23 protein-coding genes are annotated in these 23,468 nt (G+C 68.4%); 6 read left to right on the top strand and 17 right to left on the bottom strand.

The window, feature by feature from the left end; translation table 11 throughout:
- Window positions 1-47 precede the first annotated feature (47 nt).
- Window positions 48-1,022 (top strand): TrmB family transcriptional regulator, encoded by a 975-nt coding sequence (locus tag G1H11_RS05230; RefSeq protein WP_163816688.1) that lies wholly within the window; start codon window positions 48-50, stop codon window positions 1,020-1,022.
- Window positions 1,023-1,060: 38 nt separating this feature from the next.
- On the opposite strand, the gene G1H11_RS05225 is transcribed toward G1H11_RS05230, so the two are convergent.
- The 6 genes from G1H11_RS05225 to G1H11_RS05200 form a co-directional block, all read right to left on the bottom strand.
- Window positions 1,061-2,227 (bottom strand): Na/Pi symporter, encoded by a 1,167-nt coding sequence (locus tag G1H11_RS05225; RefSeq protein ID WP_163817097.1) that lies wholly within the window; start codon window positions 2,225-2,227, stop codon window positions 1,061-1,063.
- A 223-nt stretch (window positions 2,228-2,450) separates the two neighbouring features.
- Window positions 2,451-3,662, bottom strand: a complete 1,212-nt coding sequence (locus G1H11_RS05220; RefSeq protein WP_163816686.1) for a DUF1015 family protein — start codon at window positions 3,660-3,662, stop codon at window positions 2,451-2,453.
- Between the two features lie 174 nt (window positions 3,663-3,836).
- Window positions 3,837-4,421 carry a maleylpyruvate isomerase family mycothiol-dependent enzyme gene (locus tag G1H11_RS05215; protein WP_163816684.1) on the bottom strand — a complete coding sequence of 195 codons (585 nt, stop codon included), beginning with the start codon at window positions 4,419-4,421 and terminating at the stop codon, window positions 3,837-3,839.
- Window positions 4,422-4,432: 11 nt separating this feature from the next.
- Window positions 4,433-5,434: a sigma-70 family RNA polymerase sigma factor gene (locus G1H11_RS05210; protein WP_163816682.1), complete on the bottom strand. Its 1,002-nt coding sequence runs from the start codon at window positions 5,432-5,434 to the stop codon at window positions 4,433-4,435.
- A gap of 13 nt (window positions 5,435-5,447) precedes the next feature.
- Window positions 5,448-5,840, bottom strand: a complete 393-nt coding sequence (locus tag G1H11_RS05205) for a VOC family protein (protein ID WP_163816681.1) — start codon at window positions 5,838-5,840, stop codon at window positions 5,448-5,450.
- Between the two features lie 5 nt (window positions 5,841-5,845).
- Complete coding sequence (locus tag G1H11_RS05200) at window positions 5,846-6,247, bottom strand: VOC family protein (protein ID WP_163816679.1); 402 nt, start codon at window positions 6,245-6,247, stop codon at window positions 5,846-5,848.
- A gap of 150 nt (window positions 6,248-6,397) precedes the next feature.
- On the opposite strand from G1H11_RS05200, the gene G1H11_RS05195 reads away from it, so the two are divergent.
- Window positions 6,398-7,267, top strand: coding sequence for an LLM class F420-dependent oxidoreductase (locus tag G1H11_RS05195; RefSeq protein ID WP_163816678.1), 870 nt, complete (start codon window positions 6,398-6,400; stop codon window positions 7,265-7,267).
- A 7-nt stretch (window positions 7,268-7,274) separates the two neighbouring features.
- Here G1H11_RS05195 and G1H11_RS05190 read toward each other — a convergent pair whose 3' ends face one another.
- The 4 genes from G1H11_RS05190 to G1H11_RS05175 form a co-directional block, all read right to left on the bottom strand.
- Window positions 7,275-8,069, bottom strand: coding sequence for an alpha/beta fold hydrolase (locus G1H11_RS05190; protein ID WP_163816676.1), 795 nt, complete (start codon window positions 8,067-8,069; stop codon window positions 7,275-7,277).
- A 51-nt stretch (window positions 8,070-8,120) separates the two neighbouring features.
- Window positions 8,121-8,864 (bottom strand): SRPBCC family protein, encoded by a 744-nt coding sequence (locus tag G1H11_RS05185; RefSeq protein WP_163816674.1) that lies wholly within the window; start codon window positions 8,862-8,864, stop codon window positions 8,121-8,123.
- A 1-nt stretch (window position 8,865) separates the two neighbouring features.
- Complete coding sequence (locus G1H11_RS05180) at window positions 8,866-9,459, bottom strand: ArsR/SmtB family transcription factor (RefSeq protein ID WP_163816672.1); 594 nt, start codon at window positions 9,457-9,459, stop codon at window positions 8,866-8,868.
- A 147-nt stretch (window positions 9,460-9,606) separates the two neighbouring features.
- Complete coding sequence (locus tag G1H11_RS05175) at window positions 9,607-10,347, bottom strand: SDR family oxidoreductase (RefSeq protein ID WP_163816671.1); 741 nt, start codon at window positions 10,345-10,347, stop codon at window positions 9,607-9,609.
- Between the two features lie 94 nt (window positions 10,348-10,441).
- Here G1H11_RS05175 and G1H11_RS05170 point away from each other — a divergent pair, with 94 nt between their 5' ends.
- Entirely contained in the window at window positions 10,442-11,065 is a 624-nt protein-coding gene (locus G1H11_RS05170; RefSeq protein ID WP_163816669.1) for a TetR family transcriptional regulator, read from the top strand.
- Between the two features lie 105 nt (window positions 11,066-11,170).
- Window positions 11,171-12,001, top strand: a complete 831-nt coding sequence (locus G1H11_RS05165) for an endonuclease/exonuclease/phosphatase family protein (protein WP_216843463.1) — start codon at window positions 11,171-11,173, stop codon at window positions 11,999-12,001.
- Window positions 12,002-12,012: 11 nt separating this feature from the next.
- Here the strand turns inward: G1H11_RS05165 and G1H11_RS05160 are convergent, their stop codons facing one another.
- The 3 genes from G1H11_RS05160 to G1H11_RS05150 form a co-directional block, all read right to left on the bottom strand.
- On the bottom strand, window positions 12,013-12,786 hold the full coding sequence (locus tag G1H11_RS05160; RefSeq protein ID WP_163816667.1) for a maleylpyruvate isomerase family mycothiol-dependent enzyme: 774 nt from the start codon (window positions 12,784-12,786) through the stop codon (window positions 12,013-12,015).
- A gap of 96 nt (window positions 12,787-12,882) precedes the next feature.
- A complete protein-coding gene (locus tag G1H11_RS05155; protein WP_343074803.1) occupies window positions 12,883-14,484 on the bottom strand; it encodes a peptide chain release factor 3 in 1,602 nt (533 codons plus the stop codon).
- A gap of 39 nt (window positions 14,485-14,523) precedes the next feature.
- Window positions 14,524-15,468, bottom strand: coding sequence for a hypothetical protein (locus tag G1H11_RS05150; RefSeq protein ID WP_163816665.1), 945 nt, complete (start codon window positions 15,466-15,468; stop codon window positions 14,524-14,526).
- 101 nt (window positions 15,469-15,569) lie between these two features.
- Between G1H11_RS05150 and G1H11_RS05145 the strand changes: the two genes are divergently transcribed.
- The gene (locus tag G1H11_RS05145) at window positions 15,570-17,225 is read left to right on the top strand and encodes an FAD-binding dehydrogenase (protein ID WP_163816663.1); all 1,656 of its coding nucleotides are present in this window, start codon (window positions 15,570-15,572) and stop codon (window positions 17,223-17,225) included.
- A gap of 33 nt (window positions 17,226-17,258) precedes the next feature.
- On the opposite strand, the gene G1H11_RS05140 is transcribed toward G1H11_RS05145, so the two are convergent.
- Entirely contained in the window at window positions 17,259-18,494 is a 1,236-nt protein-coding gene (locus tag G1H11_RS05140; RefSeq protein WP_163816661.1) for an MFS transporter, read from the bottom strand.
- Window positions 18,495-18,587: 93 nt separating this feature from the next.
- Complete coding sequence (locus G1H11_RS05135) at window positions 18,588-19,919, bottom strand: FAD-dependent oxidoreductase (RefSeq protein WP_163816659.1); 1,332 nt, start codon at window positions 19,917-19,919, stop codon at window positions 18,588-18,590.
- Window positions 19,920-20,012: 93 nt separating this feature from the next.
- On the opposite strand from G1H11_RS05135, the gene G1H11_RS05130 reads away from it, so the two are divergent.
- On the top strand, window positions 20,013-20,849 hold the full coding sequence (locus G1H11_RS05130) for a helix-turn-helix domain-containing GNAT family N-acetyltransferase (RefSeq protein ID WP_163816657.1): 837 nt from the start codon (window positions 20,013-20,015) through the stop codon (window positions 20,847-20,849).
- Here G1H11_RS05130 and G1H11_RS05125 read toward each other — a convergent pair whose 3' ends face one another.
- Window positions 20,850-22,133 (bottom strand): MGH1-like glycoside hydrolase domain-containing protein, encoded by a 1,284-nt coding sequence (locus G1H11_RS05125; protein WP_163816655.1) that lies wholly within the window; start codon window positions 22,131-22,133, stop codon window positions 20,850-20,852.
- Complete coding sequence (locus G1H11_RS05120; protein WP_163816653.1) at window positions 22,130-23,461, bottom strand: glycoside hydrolase family 36 protein; 1,332 nt, start codon at window positions 23,459-23,461, stop codon at window positions 22,130-22,132. Before G1H11_RS05120 ends, G1H11_RS05125 begins: the two co-directional genes overlap by 4 nt.
- Between the last annotated feature and the right edge of the window lie 7 nt (window positions 23,462-23,468).

The following is a 23,468-nucleotide window of genomic DNA, read 5'->3' as shown; positions in this document are numbered from 1 at the left end:
AATCTAGGCCGCTGCGTGGCGAAATAGCGCCATGGCAGAATTTGGCCATGCTTGAAGCGCTCGGCATCTCAGAACAGGACGAGGAGCTTTATCGCGCGGTGTTGCGCAGGCCACACGCAACCGCGGACGAGTTGGCTGAACGGGCCGGTCACGCCACCGCGACGATCCGCCGTGGCCTCCGCCGGCTGGAGGATCTCGGGCTGCTCGCCAGATTGGCCGGACAGCCGACCCGGTTCATGGCTATCAGACCCGACGTCGCTGTCGACGTCTTGGTCAGCAGGCGCCAGCAAGAGCTGGCGCAGGCGCAGGTGGCTGCTCGCGCACTGGTGTCCGAGATGGTGACCGATCGGCCGCAGGATCCGGAGGAGCTGGTCGAGATCGTCTCCGGCCGGCGTGCGGTGGCACACCGATTTCTGCAGATGGAGCAGGTGGTGTCCGACGAGTTGCTCGTGCTGGACCGTCCGCCCTACGCCTACTCGCCCGGAGTGCCGAACAGGCACGAGCTGGAGCTCCTTGCTCGCGGTGTCAGATGTCGCGGGATCTACGCACCGGACGGCCTCGAGCTGCCCGGGCGGATGCGGGAGTTGCGAACGCTGGTCGAGGCGGGCGAAGAGGCCAGGACTTCCTCGGTGGTGCCGATGAAGCTGGCCATCGCTGATCGGTCCGTAGCGATCCTTCCACTGAACTCGGAACAGGTCACCGAACAGGCACTCGTGGTGCACGCGTCGACCTTGGTCGATGCCCTGGTCTCCCTGTTCGAGATGCTGTGGGTGCGCTCCCTTCCGTTGACCTGGGATGTATCAGACAGCTCCGCGACCAGTGCCGGGACATCGAATGCGGCGCAACCGCCTCAAGAGCTGCTGAATCTTCTGGCGGCCGGGCTGAGTGACACCGCGATCGCCAGGCAGCTTGAGGTGAGCCCGCGCACCCTCAGCCGTCAGCTGGCGGTGTTGACCCGGCTTCTTGGAGCCCGGACCAGGTTTCAGGCCGGTGTCCGGGCCCGTCAGGAAGGCCTGGTCTGACGCGTGCCATGTCGCGGCAGGCGGGATCGACCCGCTGATCAGAACAGCGAGGTGGCGAGGATCAGCACGCCGGGCAGGGCGATGAAGACGCCGAGTACCCACGCGATCGCGTACCGCTTGCGCTGGACCGCCAGCGAGGCCAGCCACGAGGCACCCTTGAGCGGGATCTCTCGCAGCAGCGGCACGCCGAAGATCAGCAGCAGGGCGAACAGGTTGAACAGCAGGTGGACGAGCGCGATCTCCAGCGCGTGCACCGCGTGTGCGCCACTGACAGCCGTCGAGGCGAGGAGGGCCGTGACGGTGGTGCCCACGTTGGCGCCGAGGGTGAACGGGTAGATCTGCCGCAGGCTGAGCGTCCCGGACCCGGCGAGCGGGATCATCAGGCTGGTGCTGGTGGTGGAGGACTGGACGAGCACGGTGACGGCCGCACCTGAGGCGATGCCGCTGACCGGCCCACGGCCGATCGACGCATGCAGAATCCGGCGTGCCCGGCCCACCATCAGCTTCTTGAGCAGCTTGCCGATGTACCTGATGGCGAAGAAGATCATCACTGTGCCGAGGACGATCATGGCAATGCCACCGAGAACGGTCGGGAGCGGGCCGGTGATGTTCTTGACCGTGTCGGTCACCGGTGAGGTGAGCGTGCTGACGACGTTGCTGTTCTCCATCGAGTAGCTGTGGTCGCTGACCAGCGGCCCGGCCAGCGCCAGCGCGCTCCGCTCGAGGAACCCGAACATGATCTCCAGCGGCAGGAAGATCGCCACCGCGAGCAGATTGAAGAAGTCGTGAACGGTGGCGGCCGAGAACGCGCGCTTGAACTCGTCCTTGTCCCGGACGTAGCCGAGGCTGATCAGCGTATTGGTCACCGTCGTGCCGATATTGGCGCCCATCACCATGGGCACCGCCACACTGACCGGCAAACCTCCGGCGACGAGGCCGACGATGATCGACGTCACGGTGGACGAGGACTGGATGAGCGCTGTAGCCAGCAGTCCCACCATCAAGCCGACCAGCGGGTTGGTGGCGAACTGGAACAGTTCCTCGGCCTGACTGCCGGTGGCCGTCTTGAAGCCGGAGCTGATCACGCTGACCGCGGCTACCAGCAGGTAGATCAGTCCTGCGACGGCCAGCCAGTTGGCGATGGTGCCGGCGCGCCGCGTGCGGGACCGGGCCGCGGTCACCGCGGGGAGCGCAACGTCCACCATGTGGGGAACTCGCGTGCGGTGTACGTCCTCGCGGACGACAGTGCTGCTCGCCATCTGCTGGTTCGACCTTTCGTCGACGCCCGTACTGCTCATGGACAACCACGTAAAGGAAGCCCTACGTAGGTGAACAGACGGTGAATGACGACCGAAATCGACACGTACAGCGCGCGGCGACCTGGAAATGCCCTGGTAACAGCCGCTTTGCGGGTGGCGTGAATCCCCGTCAGTCGCCGGTCTGAGCCAGCACCAGCCCGGCTCGGGCCTTCGGTGTGAACCAGGTGCTCTTGCGGGGCATCTTCTGCCGCGCCAGGTTCACGGCGACGAAGTCGTCCACGTTCACCGGCGGTATCAGGACCGCCATCGCGGCGTTGCCTTGATCGACTTCACCGCGTAGCCACGCCGCCGGATAGTCGCCTCCGATATAGCGGATGCGTTTGTCCCCGGGATCGAGGCCGAGGACCTCTCCGAACAGCAGCCGCTCGACGAGGGCGTGGCCGAGCCGCTCGGTGACCGGGGCGTCGTCCTGACGCGGCAAGGTGACCGCATAGCTTGCGCCGTCCACATACAGGTGCACCAGGTCCGCGTTCCGCGGGGTCTCGGCCGGTTGGGACAGCGACGTGGCCGACGCGCCGGTTTCCGTCAGGCGTTCCAGCATCTCGTCGCTCGGCATGGGCAGGCTGGCGACCAGGCGGTGATACGGATCGATGCTGAGTGACTCGGGCGTCGTCACCACGGCGAGGAACCGGCTCAGGCCGCCGATCTGGGCGGCCAGGCTGCGGTGGTTGCCGTCCGCGACCACCAGCTCGCCGCCCCCGGCCAGCTCGCGAAGCCGGTCGGCCTCGTCGCCCGCCGGCAGTGGCCAGATCTCGTGTTTCCGCCCTGCGGGGTCCATGTCGGTGGCCGCAGGCGGACCCGCGGCCTCGCAGGCGGCGGCCAGCGCCTCCTGCAGTTCGCGGCCGGCGCCCGTCTGCATGAGCAGCACGGGCGAGAGCAGGTGCCCGGTTGCCTCGGCGAGGGCCACACGTTCCCGCACCTTCTCGATGAAGACATCCTCGTTGCGGATCACCAGACCCGGCTCATCGGCACGGGTGGAGATCTGAGCAGTCTCGACCAGGCAGAACATGCCGTAGGTCGGTGCCTTCGCCGCCGAGCCGGACTCGCTGATCCGGTAGAGCACGACGACGTCCTCGGCCGAAAGATAGCGCCCCTGATCCTTGGCATGGGTCAGGCGTCGCACGGCGTCCGGAAGGGAGTCCGCGAACGTGGTGCCGAGATTCTCGGGTGCGCGGTGAGGCATCTCGATGGCGAGCGCGCTGGCCGGATTCGCCTCGATGACGGCGGTGATCTCCGCGTCGTCGGCGAACTCGTCGTAGTTCTGCGCGCCGGTCCCGCCGGAGGTGATCCACGCCTGCTCAATCGGATGGACGATCGTCATGGGCTCCGACGTTATCGGGAGGCCCCCGATGTCACCAACCAGGGTGGGTCGGGACGGCTGACGGGTATCTCGCCGGCAGGACAGGGCGATACAGGCCACGGGTGCCTGACAGGGCCAGCGGCCCCCGGCGCTGGCGAGGATCAGTATCGCGCGACCTCTAGATCACGAGACGATTCAGCCGTGGGGATCTCGCCCGAGGAAGGCGATGAGCTGATCCGCCGGCCCATACCGCGGACCGATCTGCACAGGCGCGGCGAACCGCGCCGGCCGGTCGTCGTCGGAGACCAGCACGGGACTGAGGTCGAGCAACCGAATGGCGAGCTCCGCGGGTATCGGCCGATCGAGCCCGCATGCCTGAGCGATGTCCCAGCCGTGCACGGTGATCTCCAACGCGCCGGTAGTCGTCACGAAACTCGCACTCAAGGCTCGATCGGAGACTTCGATGGTGTGTTCGTCCATCGCTTCGGCAGCCCAGCTCAGCAGGCGACAGGCACGCTGTTTCAGTCGGCTGATCGTCTCCGACACCGGCGTCTCGGCGCCGGCCAGCTCGAGTTCGATGCGCCCCAGGTCCGCGGCCTCGCACAGGGCGGCCAGTGAGTCATCCATGTGACTGAGGAGTGCACGAAGGTTCCAGCCCTTGCAGGGTGTCCGGCGCTGCATGGCGCCGGGCGTGATCGCCTGCAGGCTGCCGAGTGTGTACGCGATAGACCGATCGAGCAGCTCGACGCCGCCCGCCAGGGCAGCGGGTTGGTTGATCATCGACGGGCCGGCTACGCGGCGCTGGGCCGTGGCTCTGCCGGCGCGATGTCCGGGAGACCGAACGCCTCGAACAGGCTCACGTCGAAGAACATCGCGACGTGCGCCACCCGCGACGCCCTCATGGTCAGCACCTGCAGCCCGAACTTGTGGTGCACGCCGTCGTCGCCGCGCATGTAGACGCCGAATGCCGGCTGACCGTTGGCGCTCGCCGGAATCAGGCGCATATCGCCTGCGCCCTCGGCAGGGCACTGGTGCTGGATCAAGCCGACGATGTTCTCCGGGCCCTGGTACCAGGTGGGGAATGGCGGCATCTCCCAGACGGCGTCCGACGTGAAGAGCTCCACCATCGCTGTGACGTCGTAGTTCTCGAATGCCGTGGCGTAGCGGTCGAGCAGCTCACGCTGTTCGGCGGATGTCGGTGCGGTGACGTCATCCTCGGTGGGTGCCGCTTGCTCAAGCTGAGCGCGGGCCCGCTGCAGGAGGCTGTTGACGGCAGCAGTGGTGATCCCGATGGCATCCGCGACCTCGGCCGCACGCCACTTCAGCACGTCGCGCAGAACCAGCACCGCGCGCTGCCGCGGTGGAAGATGCTGCAAGGCGGCGATGAATGCGAGGCGAATAGATTCCCGACCGGCCACGATGGATGCGGGGTCACTGCCGTCCTCGCCGACCGAGGAGTCGGGGATCGGCTCCAGCCACGGCACCTCGTTGTGCTCGGCGATGTCGTCGGTGGGGTCCGAACTGGGGGCACCCAGGCCGGTGGGCATCGGCCGGCGGTTGCGTCCTTCCAGGGCCGTCAGGCATGCGCTGGTGGCGATGCGGTAGAGCCAGGTTCGCAGGGACGACCTGCCCTCGAACTTCTCGTACGCCTTCCAGGCGCGAAGGTACGTCTCCTGGACGAGGTCTTCAGCATCGTGCACCGAACCCAGCATGCGATAGCAGTGCGCCATCAGCTCCCGCCGGTACGGGTCGGCGAGCTGGGCGAAGTCTTCCTTCACCGGTGCTTGCGTCATGGTAGGCACTGTATTACTCCTCAAGGACCGAGAGGACATTTCCGGCAGGATCGGCGAACCACGCGATAGGCGGACCTTCGTCACCCCGGACGATCCCCTTGTCGTCCATCACATTGTCGAACTGTGGATAGCGGAGGAACCGCACGCCACGAGCCGTGAGCTCGCCGACGGCGGCCTCGATGTCCGGCACGGGAAAGTTCAGGATCGTGAAGCTCGCCGGCGTGTGGTCGGGCTTGGGGTAGATGAGAATGTTGTGTCCTCCGGACACGTGCAGTTCCAGGAGTCCCTGGCCTTCCATCCCTTCCACCTCGGTGACCTGCATGCCGAGCGTGGTGGCGTAGAACTCCTGGGCCGCGGCGGGGTCGTCCACCGAGAAGCCACTGAATGCTGGGGTATCGCCGAACATGGCACTCACTCCTTGACCGACTGGCTCTGAGCCATCTCTGCTTGGTGCTCTTCGCTGATCTGGATGATCTGCACGTAATTGCCGTCCGGGTCGATGGCGGTGGCGAAGTAGCTGCCGTCCCGGTCCTCCAGTTCGGCCAGCCACGTGGCACCCATCTCGTCCAAGCGTGCCGCAACGCTGGGGGCGTCGTCGACATCGAAGTTGAGGATCATCCGGCCGGGCTCCGGATTCTTGTCGGTGATGTCCGCCCGCGTGTCGATCATCAGGTAGAACTCGCCGAACTTGAGGACTCGGTAGGAGCCGACATCCGCGTCGTCGTTCGGCGCCAGCGCGGCTGCGTACCACGCGTGCAGCCGGTCCGGGTTGGTGCTGGAAAGCAGCATGCTGCCAAGGCTGGACCCCGCCATATGCACTCCTCGTGTCTATGCGCCCCTTCGGGCTTCACTCGTGCCGTCACGGGTACAGACTCGCGGTGGGCCGTGAACTCATCGGTCCCAGCCGAAGAATGTGATGCCGGCCTGACGCGGCCGAGGCGTGCGGTGCGGTATGAGTGGGGGATGACATCTGCGCATCCGCTCCACATCGGCGTCAAGCTGAGCCAGCAGCTCACCACGGTGGCGGAGCTCACCGACTTCTGGCGGGTCGCCGATCAGGCGGGTTTCGATCATCTGTGGAACTACGATCACTTCGCCGCACTGCCCCCGGAGCCGGACGTCATGCCCGGAGACGTGCTGGAGGCCTGGACACTGCTCGGCGCGATGGCCCAGGCCACCGAGCGGATCCGGATCGGTTGCATGGTGACCGGCAACACGTATCGTCATCCCGCGGTACTGGCCAAGATGGCCGTCACGGTCGATCACCTCTCCGGTGGCCGGCTGGAGTTCGGGCTGGGCGCGGCGTGGGTCGAGGCTGAGCACACGATGCTGGGCATCGAGTTCGGCACGCTGCGGCAGCGGCTGGACAGGTTCGAGGAAGCCTGTCAGCTTATCCGCTCACTGTGGACCGAGGAACTCACGACGTTCGAGGGCGAGCACTACCAGCTCACCGACGCCCTCGCGAACCCGAAGCCCGTGCAGCGGCCTTACCCGCCCATCTGGGTCGGTGGACGAGGCCGCAAACGCACGCTGCGCATCGCGGCCCAGTATGCGGACGTGTGGAACACTCCCGCCGCGGACCCGGACGAGGTGGCTGACCTCTCGGCCGTTCTCGACCGGCACTGCGCCGATGTGGGTCGCGATCCGGCCGAGATCCGGCGGTCCAGCCAGCTGCGCTTCGACAGCACCGTCGAGCGGCTTCTCAAAGAGATCGAACAGCAGGCAGCGCTGGGTGTGAGCGAGATCATCATCTACGTCCCGCCGGGCAACGCGGTGGCCGACCTGGAGCGGCTAGCCGCGTCGCTGCCGGCCATGCGCGCCATCGGCTCCTGAGAGAGGGTCAGCTCGCGAAGAACTCCTTGAGGACCGGGGCGACGGCCTCGGCCTTGAGCATGTGCGTTTGCCCCGCCAGCGTGCGGTACTCCGCCTCCGGGAGGACCGCGGCGACCGCGCGCTGGCTGTTCCGCATCCACTCCGGGCTCTTCCCACCGTCCATGACCAGGGTCGGCATGGTGACCGAGGTCCATCGGTCCGAGGGGAGAGGTTCGCGCTTCCGGCCGGGTTCGAGAATCTCGCGATCGTAGGGAAGCGTGTGCCCCACCGCCTTGAGCTTCTTCCACGCCGGCATCAGGCGCATCATCGTAATGGCGATTCGGGGGGCGCCCACCAGCTTCATGAACCTCTTGACGGCGTCGCCGGGCCGGCCGGCAGCAATGTCCTCGGCGATCCGCTCGCGGTAGTCGGGAGGCTCGACCGGCCCGGTGTCGTCGACGAGGTACGGGGCCTCGTAAAGGGCCAGCCTCGTGATGCCGATGCCGTGGTTTGCGGCTTCGAGGGCGAGAGCGGCACCAGACGAGATGCCGTAGACGAACGCGGTGCCTCCGGCCTCCTTGATGATCGCCTCGAGGTCCTCGATCTCCCGCTCGGCGGCGTAGGGCGCCGTGTCGGCACTCTCGCCCCGGCCCCTGCGGTCGTAGGTGTAGACAGTGAACCGGTCGGCCAGTTGCTTGGCCAGAGGCGTCGCCGGGCCGAACGCTCGATAGCAAAGAGCGCCGTCGACGAGGACGACAGGCGGTCCGTCTCCGGTCTTGTCGTAGGCGATGGTGGTTCCGTCTGGGGATGTGACAGTTGGCATGAGAGCTCCCGTGGATCTGAGTTGTCGTTTGCTGGTCGAGATGCGGGATCGTCAGCCGAAGACCTCACGCAGCCAGTTCTGCCAGGCCGTCTCGGCATCGGTTCGATTGACCTCGGAGAAGAGGTGGTGGCCCGCGATCATCGGACCGCGAAAGCCCTTGAGGAAGCGGTAAAGGGCATCGTCGGCGCTGATCCCCAGGGTGTCCGCGTTGACGAAGTACACCGTGCCGTCGATGGGTGTCGAGCCGGGTCCGGTGAACCGTACGGTGGACCCGCGGGTGATCGGCTCCGTGAGGCCGAGGGCGCCGTGCAGGGTGGACCAGGCTTGCCCCCAGTCCTGGACCGCCGGCCCGAACGCGGTCACCGGGATAGCCGCGCGGCCGTTGAAACGAGCGAGATACTCGACCAGCGTGCTGAAGAAGAGCTCACCGCCCTTGGTCATCGCTTGGTACTCGTCCTCCCAGTCGTCGCCGGGAAGAAAGCCGCTCGTCACCATACGGACTACCGTGCTGCCCTGGTCACGTCCTTCGAGCAGGAACTCGAAGGCGACGAATCGGCCGTCCGGCGCCTCGTCGCTGCGGTAGGCGAACCGTTCCGGCGGAACCCACGTGGTGACCCTGTGCTCCGGCGTGTACCCGCCGAACGCCATCCGGACGGCGCCGCCGGGGCCGGGCTCGACCTCGTTCCGGCCCATGAACCAGGAGTCGATACCGGGGCCGGTGGCGATCGCGTTCCATACCTGTTCCGGGGTGGCGTCGAGCTCGGCTTCGTGACGCTCATCGAAGTGATGTCCCATGTCAGTGCTCCCGTCCGGATGTCACGCTCGGGTGGACGGCGACGATCACTCGATGATGTCGTCCGGCGTCGGCGGACTCATTGTGATACTTGCTGACGAGGCCGGTCACCGCCATGGCCAGCTCCTCAGCGAAAGCCGACCGGTCCGCGGCTGACGCGAAGCGCACTTCGCTGTCGATCGCGAACGTCGCCACCTTCTTGTTCGCCTTCGACGCTCCGGTGACGAGCATTCCGACGTCCCTGACCAGCTGTGACGCGACGGCGAGCAGCCAGCGCGCGGAAAGCCGGTCCGGTGACCGTGACGGGTCGGGTTGCACGGCACTCAGCGCCATGGGTGAGATCACGTATGACGACGCCGTCGCCCGCATCACCCGCTCGGTGACGTTGCCCCTTCTGCGCTCCTCGACCAGCTCGACCAGGCCGTGCCGTTCAAGGGCCTTGAGGTGGTAGTTCACCTTCTGCCTGGGCAGGCCGACCTTGGCCGCGAGAGTGGAGGCCGAGCCGGGCTCGCCGAGCTCCGCTAGCAACCGCGCCCGGATGGGGGCGAGCGACGCTTCGGCCGCCGCCGGATCCTCGATCACCGCTACATCGAACATGAAGCAACCCTCTCACCGACAAATAAATCTGTCAAGACAGAAAATATCGTCGGTGAGTGGCTGTGCCGACTCTGCCCGTGATCATTGACGGTCGCCTACCCGGTCAGGTACGCGATCGCCGATGATCACGGGGAGTATGGGCGTGTCTCAGGCTGTGTATCCGCCGTCGACGGCGAACGAGGCGCCGGTGACCCAGTCGCCATCTGGCCCGGCCAGGAAGGAGACCATGCCCGCGATGTCGGAGCCGGTTCCGTACCGGCCGAGCGCGGTGAACGCCCGCTCGGTCTCGGCCTCGGGGCTGTCCGCGGGGTTCATGTCGGTGTCCGTCGGGCCGGGGTGCACCACGTTGGCCGTGATTCCCCGTGGTCCGAGATCTCGCGCGAGACCTTTGGTGAGTCCGGTCAGTGCGGACTTGGTCATCGAGTAGAGGGTGACGCCCGGCGTCGGGACACGTTCGGCGAAGCAACTGCCGATACTGATGATGCGACCGCCGTCTGTCATGTGCGCGGCGGCCGCCTGGGCGGCGAGGAACACACCCCGGACATGAATGGCGAGCATCCGATCGAGTTCGTCCAGGGTGACGTCGGCCAGCTCTCCATAGGCGAAGATGCCGGCATTGGCGACCAGGATGTCCAGGCTCCCGAGCTCTTCCACCGTCCGGGTCACGGATTCCACGACCGAGCCGGGGTCCGCGCTGTCTGCTTCCAGGGCGAGCGCGCGGCCTCCGTCCGCCTCCAGTTTCGCGGCGACATCGGCGGCTTTGCCGGCGGCGGTGTGGTAGGTCAGCGCCACGTCGGCACCGTCGTGCGCGAGGCGCGTCGCGATCGCCGCGCCTATCCCGCGACTGCCGCCGGTGACAAGAGCCACCTTGCCTGAGAGGTCCGGCACGTCAAATCTCCTTTTTGTAGTGATCGTTACATAAAGTAGTATCAGGCACACACGAACTCGTCAACGCGCCGCAGATCCGGCAGGAGGTGCTCTGGTGGCTGACCGTGGCCGCCCACGACGCTTCGACCGGGAGCGAGCGCTCCGCGCGGCGATGGAGCTCTTCTGGGAGCACGGGTACGAGGGAACCTCGATCAGCGACCTCACCCGGGCCATCGGAATCAACGCGCCGAGCCTGTACGCCGCCTTCGAGTGCAAGGAAGCGCTGTTCCGGGAAGCGGTGGACCTTTACCTCACGACGGCCGGCTCCGCGACCGACCGGGCGCTCAGCGAGGCTCCCACTGCTCGGGAGGCCGTCGAGGCAAGCCTGCGGGGCAACGCGGAGCTCTATGCGACGGCCGATCGCCCGGGCGGATGCATGGTGGTACTCGCGGCGGCCAACTACAGCACCGCCAATCGCGAGATCCGCGACTACCTGATGGAGAACCGCCGAAAGACGGTGGCGGCCATCGAGGACCGGCTTCGGCGCGCTCAGTCGGAGGGCGAGCTGGGCCCGGACGTCGACACCGCCAAGGTCGCCGCGTTCTACGCCACCGTGCTCCACGGCATGGCGATAGAGGCACGGGACGGCGTGCCGCATGCCCGCCTCACGTCGACCGTCGATGCGGCCATGGACGCATGGCCGGCCTTGACCGGTGTTCCATCCCCCGTTCTCCCGTGATCATCGGCGATCACCCACAGGGCCATGTCAGTGATCGCCCGAGGATCATGGGAGAACGGGTTTGCGATGATGGCCGGGAACGCAAGCTGACCACGGAGGACCGACGTGACTGCTGACGCACCTGACACCCAACTTATCGGCCCGGCCACGGACGGGCGCCTGCATGTGATGACCTACAACCTGCGGTTCCCCGCCGACGACCCCGGGCACCTGTGGGAGGAGCGCAGGCCGGTGCTGGCGCAGCTGCTGGCGCGGGAGCGGCCCGGCGTCCTCGGCACCCAGGAGGGCCACTTCCACCAGATACGTGACATCGCGGCGGATCTGCCCGCTGAGTACGAGTGGATCGGGGAAGGCCGGTCGGGTGGCAGCGAAGGCGAGTTCATGGCGATCTTCTACGACGCCACCAGGCTCACACCCCTGCGATACGCCCACCTTTGGCTGTCCGAGACCCCCCAGCTGATCGGCTCCACGACGTGGGGCAACGGGTTCCCCCGGATGGCCACTTGGGTGCGCTTCTCGGATCAGGACACGGGCAGCGAGTTCGTCGTCGTCAATACTCACCTCGACAACCATTCAGCGCCGTCCCGGTTCCGGTCCGCCGGTCTTCTCGCCGACCTGGTGGGTTCCTTCGCGGGGCTGCCGGTGCTCGTCACCGGTGACTTCAACGCCGCCGCGGAGGACAGTGAGGCGTACCAGCGACTCGTGACGGAGACCGAGCTGAGCGACGCGTGGCTCGAGGCCAAGGATCAGCGCACGCCCGCCTACGCCACGTTCGCGGGATACGAGCCGCCGACCGTGCGAGGGGCCAGGATCGACTGGATCCTCACCACCCCTGGCGTGACCGCGGAGGTGGCGGCGATCAATCCGTTCGCCGTGGACGGCGCCTTCGCCTCCGATCATCTCCCGGTACAGGTGCTGTTGCGGCTGCCCGGCTGAGCCGGCCGACGTCAGAGCCACGCCGGCAGGTCGGGCGGGGAGCCGCCGCCGCGAACCGTGAGCGCATCCGGTGAGCCGCGCCCGGTGAGCCATGCTGTGAGGTCCGCGAGGCCACCGCGGACGGTCACCGCCGGCCCGCTCTCGCTCGGTTCGGTTCCGCCGCCGACCACCCACGAGCGCGAGCCGATCACCTCGATCACCAGGCCGGGTACCTGGCCCCGGCGAGTGAACATGGCGACGACGTCGGTGATCAGAGCTTCGAGGATATCCTCCGGGAACTGCCGGAAGGTGACCTGTGCCGGATCGAGGTCGACGGCGTGTATCCAGACCTCCCGGGTGCGCATCCATACCACCTCGCGAGCCGGGACGTCACGCCCCTGGGCCGTGCGCACCATCGAATCCCAGGCGGGCTCCGGCAGCTCGTCGAGCGCGCGGGACAGGTCGGCCGCCGAGGTGCGGACATGCCCCACCAGTTCGGGCAACGGCCGCCGGGCGCCCTGCTCGATCTCGGTGTTCCGGGCCTCCGGGCTCGCATACATCGGCGCCTCGACACCGGTGCGGGCCCAGGACAACAGCCGCTGCAACGCTTCGGCGTTGAAGGCGACATGGGCCAGCAGATGCGCTCGGGTCCATCCCGGCAGGCCGGGCAACGGCGCGGCACCGGCCGCAGGCTGATCCGTGGGGAGCGCCTCGGTCCGGTCGAGGAAGAGTTCGGTGCCTGCGTCCATCCAGGTCCGCACGGTCGCGTCGTCCGGCCGCGCTGGGTTGCTCTGCTCGGGGCTCATGCGGTTCCCGGCGCGATCTCACAGGTCAGGCTCATCGCCGTATCTTCTCCGAACTCGCCGAAGATGGCCAGGGCGCCGGCTGTGCAGGGAGATCGGCTAGGCATCGTTCTCGGTGCCGGCGACGAGTGGTTCGAGGACGACGCCGGGGTGGCGGCGGTGGACCGAGGCGAGCCGCCATTTGTCGCTGAACAGGGCGAGCAGTGCGCCGTCGCCGCGTTCGGTGACCTCGACGTCGTGTTCGGCGTCGAGGGCGTCGCGGTCCTCGGGCCGGGTTCTGCGGGCGAGTTGGTAGGGCAGCGGCTCCATCCGTGCGGCGCAGTTGAACTCGTGCTCGAGACGGTGCGCGGCGACCTCGAACTGCAGGGGGCCGACGGCGGCGAAGATGGGGGCGGCGTCTCCGCGCAGGTCGGACCGGAGCACCTGGACCACGCCTTCGTGTTCGAGCTGTTCGACGCCGCGGCGGAACTGTTTGGCCTTACTGGTGTCAGCGCTGCGACACACGGCGAAGTTCTCCGGCGCGAAGGACGGCATCGGAGGGAACTCGACCGGGGCGTCGCGTTCGTGGAGGGTGTCGCCCGGTCGCAGCGCGGTGGCGTTGACCAGGCCGACGATGTCACCGGGGTAGGCGACGTCGAGGGTATCGCGGTCGCGGCCGAAGATGGCTTGGGCGTACTTGGTGGCGAACGGGCGGCCGGTGGCGGCGTGGGTGACCACGGAGCCGCGCTCGAACCGCCCGGAGCAGACTCGCAGGAACGCGACCCGGTCGCGGTGGGCTTTGTCCATGCCGGCCTGCACCTTGAACACCAGCCCGGAGAAGGGCGCGTCGAGGTCACGCGGGACCCCGTGGACGTCGGGGCGTGGCGAGGGTGGAGGCGCCAGCTCGGTCAGGGTCTGCAGCATGTGACCGACACCGATGTTGGCCACCGCGGCGCCGAAGAGCAGGGGTGTGGTCTTGCCGGCCAGGAACGACGAGGCGTCGAACTCCCCGAGCAGTTCAGCCTCGTCGGCCGCGGCGCGCCACTCGTCGCCGAACCGGTCCTCGGCCTGCCCGGCGTCAAGACGGTGCTCGGCGGAGATTCGAGCCCCGCCGGGAGCCCGCTCGAAGGTGATCATCTCGCCGGTGGCGCGATCGAGCAGGCCGCTGAAGTGCCCGGACTCGCCGACCGGCCAGGTCAGCGGAGTAGGAGTGAGTCCGATACGTTCTTCCAGCTGGTCGCAGAGTTCCAGCGCGTGCAAGCCAGGGCGGTCCCACTTGTTGATGAAGGTGATCACCGGGATGCCGCGATGACGGCAGACGTCGAACAGTTTCAGCGTCTGCGGTTCCAGGCCCTTGGCGGCGTCCAGGAGCATCACCGCACAGTCCACCGCGGCGAGCACCCGGTAGGTGTCCTCGGAGAAGTCAGCGTGACCCGGCGTGTCCAGGAGGTTGATCACGTGCTCGTCGTAGGCGAACTGCAATGCCGCCGAGGTGATGGAGATGCCCCGGGTCTTCTCCATCTCCATCCAGTCCGACACCACGCCCTTGCGCCCGGCTTTGCCGTGCACCGCGCCCGCCTCACCGATCACCCGCGCGTGCAGCGCAAGCGCCTCGGTCAACGTCGACTTCCCCGCATCCGGATGACTGATGACGGCGAACGTGCGACGTCGCTCGGACTCACCCGGCACGAGCCCGTGGGCAGGTGGGTGCGACAACGACACGGTGGACCTCTCGAATAGCCGGGTGCAAACCCGCCAAGTCTACGTGACGGCTGGTAGCTCAGGCTCGAATGTGAGCGGCACGGACGGCGCGTAGTCCGGCATCTCGTCGTCCGGCCACACCGCGGTGGCGACGTGACTGACACCGTCGAGGACGAGTTCCACCGTGTAGGTGAACGGTGCGTCGCCGAGCGCGGCGGCTTCCAGCCCCTTCTCGGCCGGTCCTTCCCAGAAGAGCGCCCCCTCGACGGAGGAGCAGCCCTCAGGCGCGTGGTTCGCCGGTGTGGGCTGGTACGTCAAGGTCTCACCGCCCGCTGCGGTGACGGTGACGTTCGCTTCCACGGTCTCGGGACTGGCGGCGAGGTTCACGACGGAGAGCTCGACGCCGTAACTGTCCACCGTGCCGTCGTTGTCGGCCAGCACAGCCATCATGGCTTCCGGCGCGGGCGAAGGACCGTCTTCGGGCGTGGTCCAGCGGAACCGCACCACGACATCGCCGTCGCCGTCGCGGCGGCCGAACAGATCGACGTCGTAGGTTCCCGCCGGGCCGGCAGGGGGCAGCGCGTACGTCGTCGCCGACAATGGCTCGAGTTCGAGGGTCTGGGTGCGCGCGCACGTGTCACCTGCGGCCTGGAAGCTGGCGAGGAACTCCCACCCTTCGACCGGGAACTCGACAGTCAGCTGGCCGGGTGAGCCCACTTCGGGGACCGTTTCCGGAGGTGCTCCGTCGACGCATCCGCTGCTCCAGCAGAAGACATAGGGAGTGAGGGAGAGCTCTTCGTCGCCGCCCGTGACGACGACGTCCGGGGGCATCTCGAGCTCTTCGGCGGAGCCCTCCGCTTCCTCGGCTGCTGTGCCGGCCTGCGCGGCCGTTCTGTCACCGTTGGAGGCCGGCTCGTTCCCGCATGACATCAGGACGAGGGCCAGAAGAACCACGACGAGTGGGCGCATGTCGGTCAGACGCCGCCGGTGCGCTTTCGGTTCCATGGCGCGCTCCTGTACAGCGCCGACGCCTGTCAGCCAACGCCTTGTGGACGAAACGCCAGTCACCTAGTGTCCTCGTAACACACCCCGGGAGGTGGCGCTCGATGGCGGATGACGCCGACGTGGTGGTCGTCGGGGCGGGCCTCGCCGGACTGGTGGCGACGGCCGAGCTCGCGTCGGCCGGTAAGCGCGTGATCCTGCTGGAGCAGGAACCCGAGTCGTCGCTCGGCGGCCAGGCGCACTGGTCGTTCGGCGGGCTGTTCCTCGTGAACTCACCGGAGCAACGCCGGCTCGGCATCCGGGACTCCCTCGAACTGGCGTGGGAGGACTGGCAGGGATCGGCGGGTTTCGACCGCCCGGATGACGAGTGGCCGCGGCGGTGGGCGCGCGCCTATGTGGAATTTGCCGCCGAGGAGAAGCGGGCCTGGCTCCATGGGCTCGGCCTGCGCCTGTTCCCGCTGGTCCAGTGGGCCGAGCGAGGCGGCTCGCTGGCCACTGGCCCCGGCAATGCGGTGCCGCGGTTCCACGTGACCTGGGGTACCGGCCCGGGCGTGCTGGCCCCGTTCGTCCGTGCCCTGCGGGTTGCGCAGGAGCGTGGCCAGGTCGATGTCAGGTGGCGGCACCAGGTGAGCGGGCTCGTCGCCGGCGACGGCGTCGTGGGCGGTGTCCGGGGCGAGATCCTCGCACCGAGCGCCGAGGAGCGTGGCGTGCCCAGTTCGCGCGACGTGGTCGATGACTTCGAGCTGCGAGCTCAGGCCGTGATCGTGACGTCGGGCGGCATCGGTGCCAACCACGATCTTGTCCGGGAGAACTGGCCGGTTCGCCTCGGTGGTCCGCCCCGGCGCTTGCTGTCCGGGGTGCCGGACTACGTCGACGGGCGGATGATCGGCGTGGTCCGGTCCGCGGGTGGCGGTGTGATCAACATGGACCGGATGTGGCATTACCCGGAGGGCCTCGCGAATCATTCACCGGTCTGGTCGCGGCACGGCATCCGGGTGCTGTCCGGTCCGTCGCCACTCTGGCTCGACGCGCACGGGCGACGACTTCCCGCGCCCCTGTTCCCTGGCTTCGACACGCTTGGAGCACTCGAGCACATCGGGACGACGGGATACGACCACTCCTGGTTCGTGCTGAACCGGAGGATCATCGCCAAGGAGTTCGCGCTCTCCGGCTCTGAGCAGAACCCCGACCTCACCGACCGCGACATCGGTGGCCTCCTGCAGCGACGTGGGGCTGTGATGACCGGGCCGGTCGGGGCGTTCGTCCGCCACGGCGCCGACGTCGTCGTCCGTCGCACGCTTCCCGATCTCGTCCGGGGCATGAACAACCTCGTGGGTGAGGACCTCGTGGACGGCGACCTCCTCGAGCGGGAGATCGTGGCTCGCGACCGGCAGGCGGAGACCGGCTTGGGTAAAGACCAGCAGGTGAACGCTGTGCGGGCGGCACGCCGGTACGTGGGCGACCGGCTGATCCGGGTTGTGCCTCCGCATCCGATCCTCGATCCCGAAGCTGGGCCGCTGATCGCGGTGCGCCTGTCCATCCTGACCAGGAAGTCGCTCGGCGGTGTGCACACAGACCTCTCGGCCCGGGTGCTCGACTCGTCCGGGGAGTCTCTCCCCGGCCTGTATGCGGCCGGGGAGGCTGCCGGGTTCGGCGGCGGGGGCATGCACGGTTACCGCGCGCTGGAGGGGACGTTCCTGGGCGGCTGCCTGTTCTCTGGCCGCGTGGCCGGCCGAGAGGCCGCCGCCGCTGTCGCCTGATCACCTGACGCGTGCGGCCTCGACGCACCCGCGTCAGCTGATGGTGCGTGGTGACGCGGCTCGGACGCCCATGACCCCGCACGCCACCGCCAAGGCGATCAGGGCGTAGAGAGGCATGCTCCAGCCGTCGGTGGCCGCATGGATGGAGCCGACCAAGACAGGCCCGGCGGCGCCGAGAGAATAGCCGACGGTCTGCACCATCGCCGACACGTTCCGAGCCGCGTCCGGGCCGGTGGAACGCAAGGCGATCAGGCTGAGTCCGAGGGCGAGGCTGCCGCCCTGCCCCACCCCTCCGAGCAGGCACCACAGGATCCAGACCTCGGGCGCCAGGGCCACGCCGGCGAGCAGGACGATCCACAGACCGGCCAGAACAGCCGCGGTCGCGTAGCGGATAGTCATCCGCCCGATGATCATCGGCACCGCGATCGCGCCGGCGATGCCGAGCAGCTGCAGGAGGGACAGGGCGGAACCCGCGGCGGTGGCGTCCAGCCCGGCGTCGCGGAGCACTGTGGGCAGCCACGCCGTCGTGGCGTAGAAGAGCAGGGACTGCAGACCGAAAAAGAGCCCGAGTTCCCACGCGGCGGGCGCCCGCCAGACTGCCACTTTGGACGCCGGCGCGGCTGGCAAAGGCGCTCCATCCTCGGCCGATGCGGGGTTCACCGAGGCTGTGCTCGGAGACCGAGCCGACATGTACGTCGTCCACCAGAAGACCAGCGCGACGACGACGAGTCCCGCCCAGACGGCAAGGGCTGCCCGCCAGCCCAACAACGAGGCGAGCGGAGCCGTGAGCAGCGCGGGGATCGCCGCGCTCACGATCAGCGACGTCGTGGATGCCGACAAGGCGGGTCCGGGCCGCCGAGGGAAATCACGCCGGACGATCACGGGGAGAAGCACGTTGCCGACGGCTATGGCCGCGCCGAGGAACACGGTGGCGACGATCATCAGCCCGAATCCCGCCCACGGCCGGAGGGCTACGGCGACCGCGAGCACGGCCAGGCTCAGGGCTACGGCACCGTTGGCGCCTGCCCGGCGAGCCAGCAGGGCGACGGCCGGGGACACCGCCGCGAAGCACAGCACCGGCACCGTGGTCAGCAGGCCGGCGGACGCCGAGGTGACGGCCAGATCGTGGCGGATGTCGTCCAGGACGGGCGACACCGCCACGATCGGGCCGCGCAGGTTGAGTCCGACGAGGACGATGGCGACGAACAGCCAGCTGCTGTGTGGTCGTCCGGCCGTCATCGTGGCGGCGCCAGGTCCGGCAATGCTCACCCCTGCGCGTGTGTTGCGGGCGACGAATCTATCCCGAGCGTATCCGGCGCGAACACCGCGCGGGGCTCGACGGACGATCCTCAGTGTGTGAGATCACCCGGCGACCGACCCGGTCAGGGAGATCTGTACCGGCCCCGCCGGGCCGCAGCACCCGGACGAATCCGAACCGACCGGCTCGTCGAACACGCCCGTTCCTCCGCAGACGCCTGTCTCGGGCAGCGTCAGCTCGACGCGCCGGGCCGCGTCGTCGTCGCCGGCGATGGCGGCCACCACGGAGCGCACCTGCTCGTAGCCCGTCAGGGCGAGGAAGGTGGGGGCGCGTCCGTAGCTCTTCATGCCGACCAGATAGACCCGGGGCTCCGGCTGGACGAGTTCAGCGGCTCCGTGCGGATACACCGTGCCGCAGGAGTGCACGTTGGGGTCGATGAGCGGAGCCAAGGCGCGGGGCGCCTGCAGGACGGGGTCCAGATCCAGCCGGACCTCGGACAGCCAGGACAGATCCGGACGGAACCCGGTGAGCACCACCACCCCGTCCACGGGCTCAAGCCGGTGCCCGTCGAAGGAATTGAGCACCAGGCGGCCGTCCGGGTCGCGGTCCACATTGGCTGTCCGGAAGCCCGTGACGGTTCGGACGTGCCCGTCAACCGCGGCAGCCTTGGCGCGCAAGCCGAGCGCGCCGCGTGCGGGGAGCTGGTCCTCGCCTCCGCCACCGAAGACGTTGCCGACCGCGCCGCGGCGAAGCAGCCACAGGATCTCGGTTCCGGGGTGGTCGCGGGCCAGATCGGCCAGCGCGACGAGCGCCGTCAAGGCGGAGTGGCCGCTGCCGGCGACGGCGACTCGCCGGCCGGTGAAACGTTCACGCACCGATGCATTGGCCAGGTCAGGTATCCGGTAGGTGATCCGGTCTCGGGCTTCCGGTTCGCCAAGCGCCGGCAAGCCGTCACCGCCGAGCGGGTTCGGCGTGGTCCATGTCCCGGAGGCGTCGATGATCGCCTGCGCGGTGATTCGCCGCGTGCCGCCGGCCGTGGCGGTGTACACGGTCAGCGGTGCCGTTTCCCGGCCGACGTCGACGAGCCGGTCCCGTCCGTGCCGCGCGACACCTGTGACACGTGCTCCGTACCGGATCTGGCCGGTGAGCAGCGTGGCGAGCGGCTGGAGGTATGAGCTGACCCACTCCGAGCCGGTCGGGTAGGCGCCGACGTCCGGCGCGGTCCAGCCGGACGACTTCAGGAGACGCTCGGCCGCCGGATCGATGAGCTCGGACCAGGGAGAGAAAAGCCGGACGTGGTGCCATTGGGACACCGTCCACCCGGGGCCGTCTCCGGCCTCGAGCACCAGCGGAGTGAGGCCTCGCTCGGTCAGGTGTGCCGCCGCGGCGAGGCCCGTGGGACCCGCTCCCACCACGACAACGGGCAGCTCGCCCATGGTGTGCTCCTTTAATCGATAGGCGTCGACGGAGGGAGTGTATCGACGGCCATCGATTGACGCAACCATCGATTCTCGTCGATACTGGGCGTCATGACGATGACGGCTCCTGTCCGGCCGGTGCTCCCGCTCGACGATGCCTCCACCTATGCCGAATGGTTCGCCTGCCTGGCCGAGCCCACCCGGGTGCGGCTTCTGCACGCCGTCGCCACTGCCGGGACCATCACCGTGGGTGAGCTCACCGAGCAGCTGGGCATCAGCCAGTCCACCTGCTCGCATCACGTGCGCAAGCTGGCGGACGTCGGTTTCGTACAGCTGCGCAAGGAAGGCACCACCACCGTCGTCGCCGTCAATCCCGCATGCTGCACCGGCCTCCCGCACGCTGCGGACGTGGTCATGGGAGTTTTGGCCACCCGACCGTGCTGCCCCGAGCTACCGACGGACGACGTGGACGTACGGGCCATGAGGGCCGGAGACTGGCCTGCTGTGTCCCGGATCTTCGCCGAGGGGATCGCCACTGGCGTTGCCACCTTTGAGACCGAGGTGCCTCCGCAGGCCACTCTCGATGCCGCGTGGATGGACGATCACCGCTGGGTGGCCGAGGTGGACGGGGAGATCGCGGGCTGGGCGGCCGCGAGTCCGGTCTCGGGCCGAGCCTGCTACGCGGGCGTTGGGGAGACATCGGTCTATGTGGGCGAGCGGTTCCGAGGGCGCGGCGTCGGCAAGGCCCTGGTTCGACACCAGGTTATCGCCGCCGACAACGCGGGGTTGTGGACCTTGCAGACCTCGATCTTCCCGGAGAACCGGGCCAGCCTGGCGCTGCACCACTCCGCCGGATTCCGTACCCTCGGGGTGCGCGAGCGCATCGCGCAGCACCACGGCGTCTGGCGAGACACCGTCTTCCTCGAACGGCGACGTCAAGACGGCTGATCAGCCTGCCGGCGACGTCCGGGCCAGGTCGAGGGCGAGCGCAGCCGTCCAGCTGAATCGCCGCGCGCCGTGAGGGGCTCCGGTCCAAGGGTCCACATACTCGGGGAAATCATGCTCAAGCGCCAGCGCACAGAAATGCTGGGTCAAGCTGTCCGCCAAGGCGTCCTGATCATGTGTGCGCAGGCCCTGGATCACCATCCACGTCATGTTGAACCACGACGGTCCCCGCCAGTATTGCGTCGGGTCGTGATCTGGCGCCGTGGCGTCATAGCTGGGCACGAGCAGCGCGTGGTCGCCGAGGAACGTCGGCCCGCGCAGGGTCCGGATCAGTTGGTCCGCCTGGGTGAGGCCGGGGAGGAGAAGAGGTATCAGGCCGGAGACGGTCGCCTTGCGGACCGGTGCGTGACGGACGGCGTCCCAGGCGACGAACACCCCCAGACTCTCGTCGTACAACGAGTCGAGCGCGGAGGTCACGGCACGAGCACGCTCGTGGTGTGGGACGGGATCCCGGCCGATCTCCGTGGCGATTCGCGCGAGCGCATGCTCCGAGGCGGACCACAGCGCATTGAACGACGGGTCTTCGAACAGGAAGCGCCATTGCCCCTCGCGGTGGTCGCAGCCCTGGTCGCGGTAGGCCTCGGCGAGCCAGTAGTACGTTCCGTACTCCTTCTGGCTGGGTCGCTCGTCGGCACCGGCGTGCTCGAGGTCTGGTCTGGGGATGTCACGGGCGACCTTCGGAAGTGTCGCCAGCGCGTCATCCCAGAGTGGGGAGTTGTCCGTGCCTGACTCCCAGGGGTGGACGATGGCGGCCAGTGTCCGTCCCGGTGATACGCGCGTCATGGTGAGGTACTGGTGCCACGCGACGAGCTTCGGGTACAGGCGCTCGAGGAACCGGGCCTGCCGTGAGCCTTCGATGTCGGCCGTGTGCACGAGCCAGGCCGCGACGGCGTGGTTCGGCGGTTGCACCAGGCCGGTGGTGGGTCGCTCCGGTGCGCCGGAGATGGCCGCCGAGTCCCAGAATGCCGCTCCGGGCTGGTAGTCGTCCTCCCGAGCGGGGTCGTAGACGATCTGCGGCACGCGACCATCGGCCCACTGCGACGCGAACAGGGAGTCGAGCTCGGTGCGCGCTCTGGAGGCGGAAAGCCACCTCAGCCCGATTGCGATGAACGCCGAGTCCCAGCTCCACTGGTGCGGGTACAGGCCGCTGGCCGGGGTCGTGTAGCCGCCGGACCAGTTCCCTTCCAGGATGCGACCCGCCTCGTCGGCCAGGCTGGACCATGTCATGCGGGCGTCTCCTTGCTCAGCGGTGAATCGATCAATGGGCGGGTCCCGGGCGGGTGGGCGAGTAGTCTCCTGGTCGTGTCGAGGCCCCAGCGGTCGAGGTCTTCCACCCGGTCGGACCATGAACGCAAACCGCTGTACGCCTCGACGACCTCGGCCCAGGTTGCGCGCAGCCCGAAACTCGGCCGGGCGACGAGGCAGTCGGCATCGTTGGTCCAGAGTCGCCCGTGCTGCCAGGCCCTGGCGGCCGCGGCCGGTGCACCGCGTAGTCCCGCTGAGCCGTCCTGCTGCCCGGCATGAAAGGTGTCGGGGGACACCCGCATACCGTCCACCAGACCCACGCTGGGCAGGATCGGCGCGCCGCAGCCCAGCATGTACGTCTCCGGGCCGACCGCGTCGCGTATCAATCGCAGGCCGCTGCGGTATGCGTCGAGCGGGCCGGAACCGTCGTGGCGCGACCCGGGCACCGCACCCGCGTAGAGGAAATCGAGCTTGACGTAGTCGAAGCCCATCTCGCGTAGCTCGCGGAACGCGGTCCACAGATGCTCCCGGGCGGCCGGGTGAGTCATGTCGAGGCCGTAGAGGTCCTGGTGCCAGTTCGTCCCGGCTTCGCCCACCAGCCAGTCCGGATGCGTACGGGCCAGCTCGCTCCCGCTGCCCACGAGAAACGGCGCCACCCAGATGCCGGCGCGCATGCCTGCGTCACCGATGCGCCGCCGTAGTCCGGTCAGCGAGGCGAACCGCTCGGAGTGACCGTGCCAGTCACCGATCCCGCGTTGCCATCCATCGTCGATCTGGATCACGTCCACCGGCAGCGAATGCTCCCGGATGCCGGCCATATTCTCCACGATGTCGGCCTCGGTGACGTCCTCGAAGTAGTGGTACCAGGAGCACCAGACGCTCGGCGCAGGGCGGAGGGGCACACCGCCCAGCGCAGCGGACCACAGGTCGCCGAAAGCCGCGAGTGCGGCATCGCCGCCTGCGGGCACGGTGACGACGCTCGCCGGGCCGTCCGCGCTGACGAGCACGGTGGAACCGGAGAGCCGCGCACGGATGGAGGGCGGCGTGGCGCGGGGGTCCGGCGCACCGTACACCTGCACGGGGAGTTCGCCGCCCGGGTCCACCGCTATCAGACCCTCGCCCTGGTACCCGTCCGCGGGAAGGTCGGTGCCTGGGCGGAACCGCATCAGGTGCTGCCAGCGCTGGTCGGGTCGCGGACCGGTGCCCGCTGCCGGAAACCAGCCGGTGGGGCTCCAGCTCTGCCAGCCCTCGACGTATATGCGGGCTGTATCCACGTCCACCTCGACCTCGTCGATCAGAGTGAACTCCATGGGGGTG

The organism is Phytoactinopolyspora alkaliphila, from assembly GCF_010550695.1.
Lineage (GTDB): Bacteria > Actinomycetota > Actinomycetes > Jiangellales > Jiangellaceae > Phytoactinopolyspora > Phytoactinopolyspora alkaliphila.
Note: the sequence above shows the minus strand (reverse complement) of the source record. Positions and strands in the feature narration are given on the sequence as shown.